5 protein-coding genes are annotated in these 4934 nt (G+C 73.6%); all 5 read left to right on the forward strand.

Annotated elements, in window-relative coordinates:
* A partial coding sequence (locus ACFWBW_RS41495) for a cupin domain-containing protein (RefSeq protein WP_385385029.1) occupies window positions 1–291 on the forward strand: 291 nt, incomplete at its 5' end.
* A 147-nt stretch (window positions 292–438) separates the two neighbouring features.
* Window positions 439–939, forward strand: coding sequence for a cobalamin B12-binding domain-containing protein (locus ACFWBW_RS41500; RefSeq protein WP_385385031.1), 501 nt, complete (start codon window positions 439–441; stop codon window positions 937–939).
* On the forward strand, window positions 936–2249 hold the full coding sequence (locus ACFWBW_RS41505; protein ID WP_385385034.1) for a methylaspartate mutase: 1314 nt from the start codon (window positions 936–938) through the stop codon (window positions 2247–2249). The genes ACFWBW_RS41500 and ACFWBW_RS41505 overlap by 4 nt, the downstream gene beginning before the upstream one ends.
* A gap of 130 nt (window positions 2250–2379) precedes the next feature.
* A complete protein-coding gene (locus tag ACFWBW_RS41510; RefSeq protein ID WP_385385037.1) occupies window positions 2380–4386 on the forward strand; it encodes an FAD/NAD(P)-binding protein in 2007 nt (668 codons plus the stop codon).
* On the forward strand, window positions 4383–4934 hold a 552-nt coding region (locus ACFWBW_RS41515), incomplete at its 3' end, for an AMP-binding protein (RefSeq protein ID WP_385385040.1). The genes ACFWBW_RS41510 and ACFWBW_RS41515, both read left to right, overlap by 4 nt.

A 4934-nucleotide genomic window follows, 5' to 3' on the forward strand; every position in this document is an offset into this window, starting at 1 on the left:
GAGTCCGAGGGCGAGGACTCCGTCGGTCTGCTGCTCCGCTTCCCGCCGGGCGCGCACGGCGACTTCCACGAACACCTCGGCCACGAACTCATGCTGGTCCTGGACGGCGTCCTGGACCACAGCGACGGGATCTCCTACGTCAAGGGCGACCTGGTCGTGGAAGGTCCCGGCACCGAGCACCAGATGTCCAGCCGTACGGGCTGCACCGTGCTCGCCATCCGCACCCGGCCCGCCGCCGCCCGCGAACCGAAGAAGCCGGTCCGCGCGGTCGGCATCACCGCGGCCCCCTGACCGGGACGGGGCGGGGCGGCTGTCAACGCCCTGACTCGGCCGCCCCGCCCCGCACCGCACCGCCCGTTTCGCGGCCCGCCTGCTCCGTGCGGGCCCACCTGCGCTCCCTCGCACCCGCCCACTCCCGCTGACCGAAAGAACACTGCCTTGTCTGCGCACCCTCTCCAGACCCGGACCACCACCCCTGCCGTCCAGCCTCCGCACGCGGTGCAGCGCTCCGGCCGCCGCGTGCTCGTGTCCAGCGTCTCCTCCGACTCCCACACCTGGAACCTCGTCTTCCTCCAGCTGCTGCTGGAGGAGATGGGCCACGAGGTGGTCAACGTCGGCTCGTGCGTACCCGACGAGCTGCTCATCGAGGAGTGCCGCCGCGTCCGGCCCGACCTGGTCGTCGTCAGCAGCGTCAACGGTCACGGGGCACTCGACGGAGCCCGGGCGATCCGGCGCCTGCGCGACGAGCCGGACCTCCAGGACCTGCGCATCGTCATCGGCGGCAAGCTCGGGGTGCGCGGCGCCGAGGCGGGCACCTACGGACCGGAGCTGATGGCGGCCGGTTTCGACGCCGTCTTCGAAGACGCCGCGGGCGTCGCGGAGTTCCGCCGCTACATCGCCCAGTCCGCCGTGCCGGCCCTCGAGTCGAGCGCGGCGTGAACGCGTCCACAGTGGCGTCCACCGGATCCGCCGAACCCCTCGGCTCGTTCGCGGCGGCCGTCGCGGCGGCCGGCCGGGCCGGACAGCTGGTCGTCCAGCCCCGGATGGGGTTTGCCGACGTACCGCGCATGCGGCAGGGCCTGCACGCGGTCAAAGCCGCCCGGGCCCGCACCGTCGGCACCCTCACCATCGACAGCTACACGCGCGTCGGCGACAACGAGTCCGCCCGGCGGGCCCTGATCGAGGGGACCGACCTCAACGGCTACCCCATCGTCGCGCACGGCCCCGACACCACCCGCGACCTCACCTCGGGACTCGTCGGCGACGGTTTCGCCGTCCAGGTACGCCACGGATCCGCCAACCCGATCGGCATCATCCGCGCCCTGCTGGACGCCGGGCTCGACGCCACCGAGGGCGGCCCGATCTCCTACTGCCTGCCGTACAGCCGCACGCCCATCCGCGACTCCGTCGAAGCCTGGGCACGCACCTGTGAACTGCTGGCGTCCCGCCCCGGCACGCACCTGGAGAGCTTCGGCGGCTGCATGCTCGGCCAACTCTGCCCGCCCAGCCTGCTGGTCGCCCTCTCCGTGCTGGAAGGCATCTTCTTCAAGCAGTACGGGCTGCGCAGCATCTCCCTCAGCTACGCCCAGCAGACCCACCACGTCCAAGACGTCGAGGCGCTGCTGGCGCTGCGCACCCTCGCCGCGGAACACCTGACGGGCCTCGACTGGCACGTCGTGCTCTACACGTACATGGGTGTCTTCCCCCGGACGACCGGCGGGGCGCTGGGACTGCTGCGCGACAGCGCGCGACTGGCCGCGCTCACCGGCACCGAACGCATGATCGTCAAGACGCCGGCCGAGGCGCACCGCATCCCCACCATCGAGGACAACATCCACGCGCTGGAGGAAGCGGCCACGGCCGCGGCCGCGTACCAGGGCCAGTCCCCCGTGGTCAGCGAAGAGTTCGGGGTACTGGCCGAGGCCAGGGCGCTCGTCGAGGCCGTACTGGAGATCCACCCGGACACCGGGCGCGCGCTGACCGAGGCCTTCCGTCGGGGCGTCCTGGATGTCCCGTACTGCCTGCACGCCGACAACGCCCAGCGCTCACGCAGCTACATCGACGGACGCGGCAGCCTCCAGTGGCACACCGCCGGCTCGATGCCCATCGCGGCCCTGCCCGCGCCCGGCCGCGCCAAGCTGCGCGCCGACGACCTGCTCGGGATGCTCTCGTACACGCAGGAGTCCTTCGACCAGGCCGCCCTGGTCGGCGGTGGCGAGCGCGACGGTACCGCCGCCCTCCCGGCCTGACCGGCCACCCGCACCGCACCGCCCGCCGTTCGGCGCCCGGCACCCTGCCGCCGTTGATGCCCGCGCCGCCCCGCGCCCGGCTCCGTGCGCCCCTGTACCGCGCGCCCTCCTCACCACTTAGGAAGCTCCTGTGCCCGGATACTCATCCGCTACGCGCCCGCTCGTCCTCGCCGTCATCGGCAGTGGCCCGCGCGGCATCTCCGTCCTCGAACGCCTCGCCGTCCGCACGGCCGCCGAGGCACGCCAGAACACCGGCATACCGCCCCGGCCCGTACGGATCCACCTGATCGACGCGACGGAGGTCGGCGCCGGCCGGGTGTGGCGCACCGACCAGGACGACTGGTTCACCATGAACACCGTCATCAGCCAGGTGACGATGTACTCCGGCGACCCGGATGACGGCCCCGCCCGCCCCGGTGCGGGCCCCTCCCTGGGGCAGTGGATCGAGGCGCGCGCGCTGCTCGGCGAGGAGCCGCTGGGCCCGGACGACTACGCGCCCCGCGTCCGGTACGGCCAGTACCTCACCGACGTGTACCGGACCATCGCCCGCAGCCTGCCCGACCACGTCGAGCTGGTGCCCGTCACCGGCCGGGTCACCGCTCTGCGCACCGGCCCGGACGGCGGCCACCTGCTCAGCCTGGACACGGCGCCGCACTTGCTGGAGGCCGACCGCGTCGTGCTGGCCACGGGGCACCCGTTCAACGCTCCGGACCTCTTCGAGCGCGAGATGCTCGACTTCGCCGACCGTACGCCCGGCACCCACTACCTGTGCGGGGACTCGGCGGCCGACATGGCCCTCGACGAGCAGACGATCCCGGCCGGCAGCACCGTCGGCATCCGTGGTCTGGGCCTGTCCTTCTACGACGTCATGCTCTCGCTGACCGTCGGCCGGGGCGGCGAGTTCGCCACCGGAGCAGACGGCGTGCTCGTCTACCGGGCCAGCGGCCGCGAGCCCCGCATCACCGCCGGATCCCGCAGCGGGCTGCCGATCCCGGCGCGCGGCCGCAACCAGAAGGCTCCCTCGTTCAGCCACCGCGCCCTGTTCCTCACCCGCTCCGCCCTCACCGCCGCCCGGGCCCGCCGCGGCGTGACCGGCAGCGGCCAGCTGGACTTCGCCGAGGACGTACTGCCCCTGCTGCTCCAGGAGATCGAGCACGTCTACTACGTCACGCACGTCCGGACCTCCCGGGGCGCCGAAGCGGCCGTCGCGTTCGCCGAGGAGCACGCCGCCGCGCTGCACGCCGGCGCGGACCGGGCCGCGCTGCTGGCCCGGGCCGGGCTGTCCGACGTAGCGCCCATCGACCTGGACGCGCTGGCCCGGCCCTTCGGCGACACGCGTTTCGCCTCTCCCGAGGAGTTCCGCGGGCAGCTGCTGGACGTCATGGACCGGGACCTCGAGGCGGCCGCGCTCGGCACCTCGGACGGTCCGCTGAAGGCCGCCCTCGACGTCCTGCGCGACATCCGCAACGTGGTCCGCGAAGCCGTCGACTACGGCGGCCTGCTGCCCGAGTCGCACACCGGCTTCTTCCACCGCCGCTTCCTGCCCGTCAACGCCCTGCTGTCGGCGGGCCCCCCGATGTCCCGGGTCGAGCAGCTGCGGGCCCTGATCCGGCAGGGCGTCGTGGAGGTCGCCGGTCCCGGCACCCGGTTCGAGACCGACGAGGCGGGTGGCGGGTTCCGCGTCGGCTCCCCGCAGGTGGCCGGCTCCGAGCGGATCGTGCGGACCCTCGTCGACGCCCGCATCCCCACCCCGGAACTGCTGCGCGACACCTCCCCCCTGACGCAGCAGCTGCTCGGCGAGGGCGTGGTCCGCCCGTACGTGATCGACGGGCCCGAGGGCACCGCGTACGTCACCGGCGGCCTGGACGTGACCGAGGCCCCGTTCCACGTCGTGGACGCACGCGGGAACGCGCAGGGCGACCTGTACGCCATCGGGATACCCACCGAGCACACGCGCTGGTTCACCCAGGTCGGCTCCAGCCGCCCGGGGGTCAACACGCTCTTCTACCGGGACGCCGACGCCATCGCGGCGGATGTACTGCGTCCGGCGGCCCTCGCGGAGCGCGGCGTGCCCGAGGCCGAGGCCGTCCTCGTCACCGAGACCGAGGCCGTCCTCGTCCCCGAGGACGCGGCATGAGCGGGGGGCCGGGTGCCGCCCTCTCCCCCACCGAGCGGTTCCGGGCGGCCCGGGACGTGCTGCTCCTGCACCGCACCGACCTGGACAAGGCGGTACGGGAGTTCCGCTGGCCCGAGCTGACCGAGTTCAACTGGGCCCTCGACTGGTTCGACACCCTGGGCGCCGGGCCCGACCGGCCGGCCCTGCGGATCGTCGGCGACGGCGGGCCCGCCACCGACCGGGTGCTCACCTTCGGCGAGCTGGCCCGGCGCTCGGACCAGGTCGCCACGTGGCTCCGCTCCCTCGGGGTGCGCCGCGGCGATCCGCTGCTGCTGATGCTCGGCAACCGGGCGGAGGTGTGGGAGACGATGCTCGCCGCCATGAAGCTCGGCGCGATCGTCATCCCCACCTACGTCACGGCGACCCCGGCGGAGATCTCCGACCGGCTGGAGCGCGGCGACGTGCGGTACGTCGTCGCCGAGTCGGGGCTGACGGACCGCTTCGCCGGTGCCCCCGGGGACTGGTCGGGCATCAGCGTCGGGGACCCGGTCCGGGACTGGATCCCGTAC

Origin of the sequence: Streptomyces sp. NPDC059957, from assembly GCF_042730015.1 — a bacterium.
Lineage (GTDB): Bacteria > Actinomycetota > Actinomycetes > Streptomycetales > Streptomycetaceae > Streptomyces.